The organism is Streptomyces sp. FH025, assembly GCF_017427025.1.
GTDB lineage: Bacteria > Actinomycetota > Actinomycetes > Streptomycetales > Streptomycetaceae > Kitasatospora.
Genome location: NZ_JAFLNG010000922.1, coordinates 1 through 2,488, shown reverse-complemented (window position 1 = coordinate 2,488; position 2,488 = coordinate 1). Strand labels below are relative to the sequence as shown.

Annotated in this window: 3 protein-coding genes; 2 read left to right on the top strand and 1 reads right to left on the bottom strand. The window is 72.1% G+C overall.

What is annotated here, in order from left to right; translation table 11 throughout:
- The first annotated feature begins 395 nt into the window (after positions 1-395).
- Positions 396-932 carry an AAA family ATPase gene (locus J0670_RS35700; RefSeq protein ID WP_207816768.1) on the top strand — a complete coding sequence of 179 codons (537 nt, stop codon included), beginning with the start codon at positions 396-398 and terminating at the stop codon, positions 930-932.
- An 84-nt stretch (positions 933-1,016) separates the two neighbouring features.
- On the opposite strand, the gene J0670_RS35695 is transcribed toward J0670_RS35700, so the two are convergent.
- Positions 1,017-1,850 (bottom strand): hypothetical protein, encoded by an 834-nt coding sequence (locus tag J0670_RS35695; protein WP_207816767.1) that lies wholly within the window; start codon positions 1,848-1,850, stop codon positions 1,017-1,019.
- A 170-nt stretch (positions 1,851-2,020) separates the two neighbouring features.
- Between J0670_RS35695 and J0670_RS35690 the strand changes: the two genes are divergently transcribed.
- A partial coding sequence (locus J0670_RS35690) for an ADP-ribosylglycohydrolase family protein (RefSeq protein ID WP_207816766.1) occupies positions 2,021-2,488 on the top strand: 468 nt, incomplete at its 3' end.

Sequence of the window (2,488 nt, the reverse complement as noted above, 5' to 3'; positions counted from 1 at the left end):
AGCGCGACGCCGACGGCGCGCGGCAGCCGGCGCTGGGCCTGCCCGGGCTCCGGCTCAGCGGGTACGGGCACGACGGGCACGGGCTCGACGGCGGGCGCGACGGCCCCCTGCGCCGGCGGATCGGTGAAGGCGCTCTCGTTTTCGGGCGCGGACAAGGAACTCCCCCCAAGGGAAATGCTGGATTTCGCACGCGGACCATTCACGGAATCCGCTCTCTCGGCGGCTGTCCGGACCATCCGTCACGTGTCTCAGCAGGCATTATGAGAGCCCGCTGGCGGCCGCGCCAACAAAAACAATCACCACACTCCCACCCAATGTTCGATGAACCGGACACTCCGTGATCCAACCGCAACCGGCCGCCGGGCCTTGTCAGTGCGCGGCGCTACGGTGACTGGGTGACGGGAAGTCGGGACACGGTGCTGATCGTCGTGCGCGGACCCAGCGGAGCGGGCAAGTCCAGCGTCGCGGCGCGGCTGCGGGCCGCGTACGGGCGGGGCGTGGCGGTCGTGGGGCAGGACGTGCTGCGGCGCGTCGTGCTGCGCGAGCGCGACGTGGCGGGCGGGGCGAACATCGGACTGATCTCCCTGGTGGCCCGGCACGCGCTGGACAGCGGCTTCCACGTCGTGCTGGAGGGCATCCTCACCGCCGAGCGCTACGGGGCGATGCTGGCCGATCTGGTCGCCGACCACCGCGGGCGCAGCCACCTGTACTACCTGGACGTCGCCTTCGAGGAGACGGTGCGCCGCCACGCCACCCGGCCGCAGGCCGCCGAGTTCTCCCCCGAGGAGATGGCCGACTGGTACCAGGAGAGCGGCCTGCTGCCGGGCGGCGTCGAGCACGTCGTCCCGCAGGCCAGCACGCTGGACGCCACGGTCGCCCGGATCCTCGCCGACACCGCCCTCACCCCGCCCGGCTGGACGCCCCGGCCCTGAGGGCGCGGGGCCCGTAGGTGCTCACCCGGGTCGAGGGTGGTGGAGTCGCCGGCTCAGCTCTTCGTCGCGTTCCCCGGGTGGGTTTCAGAGATGGTCGAAGAACCTGGTCCACCAGGTCGGGGGCGTGTCCGGAGTGAATTCGGCGAGCGGGGTCACACCGTCGTAGGGGCGGTGCAGCAGCCGTTCCGGAACCAGCGCATAGCCGGCGCCGCGCACCGCCGCCTCGACTCGCCGCCGGTCCGCCTCGGCGAGCGCGCCCTTGGCGACCGCGTCATCGAGGTCGTCGTGGACGCCCGGGCCTTCGACGGTGATGACGGCCAGGTCGCCGAAGTTGCTCAGCCGGATGCCGATGCCCACGCCGGTTTCGGTGGCCTCGCCGGGGATGTGCACCAGTGCGTGGTAGCTGGCGTCCTGGATGTGGTCGTCCATGGCGCAAGGCTGTGAGAACGCGCCGTCCAGGTGCCTGGCGAGCTCGCCGAGCATGGCCTTCGCCCGCGGGTGGTCGAAGCTGTCGGGGAACTCGAGGTGGTCCGGTCCCTGTTCCCGGTCGGCCTTGTTCAGGAGTTCCCGTGCCTGCTGGTCTTCCCGCTCCGTCAGGAACTGGTCCAGCAGCGGGAACAGGGTTTCCAGGGCGTGCTCGTCGTCCTGTGGGGACAGTTCCGAGGAGCCGGGGAAGTTCTCCGGGAAGGCCATGTGGAGGATCTGGCCGGGCCACGCGTGGTTGCAGTCCCGGCCTCGGCGGGCGACCAGCCAGTCGCGCCAGCCGGTGAGGCCGGGGTGGCCGTCCCGCACAGACGCCTGGTCATAGCCCGTGAGGAAGGCCGCGATCAGATCGAACGACGGCCGTCCGACGAACATGCCGGGGCGTGCGGCCACGACCCGGAAGTACTGGCGGTCGGTCATCTCGGAGAAGTGCATGTGACGATCTTCCCAGCCAGGCTCCTCCCTCGGCGCCGGCCTCCCCCACCCGGATCGTCGAGGCGCTGCGGTACGCGTGCTGTCGCGGGGAAGGTCTTCGGTGAGCACGGCCTCCCGCCGGTGGCCGCGAACTGACGGCGCCGCCGCCCGGGCGGTGGCAGGATGCGCGGATGACGACTTCCGCTGCTCGCGCCGCACGTGGCGCACTTGAGGGCCTGGCGCTCGGGGACGGCTTCGGGGAGCGGTGGTTCCCGCTCTTCCGCCAGCCCCGGCTGGCGTTCACCCAGATCCGGGCCCGGCAGGTGCCGCCGGAGTCGCCGTGGCACTGGACCGACGACACCGCGATGGCGCTGTCGGTGTACGGGATCCTCACCGCCTTCGACGCGGTGCACCAGGACCGGCTGGCACAGGCCTTCGGTGCGACGTACCAGGCCGACGCGTACCGCGGGTACGGGCACGGCATGCACCAGCTGCTGCCCAAGCTGGCCGAGCAGCCGGGCAGTTGGCGCGGCGAGGCGCGGGCTCTGTTCGGCGGCGAGGGGAGTCTGGGCAACGGCGCGGCGATGCGGGTGGCGCCGCTGGGGGCCTGGTTCTGCGCGGACCTGGACGAGACGGCGGAGCAGGCCGCGCTGTCGGCG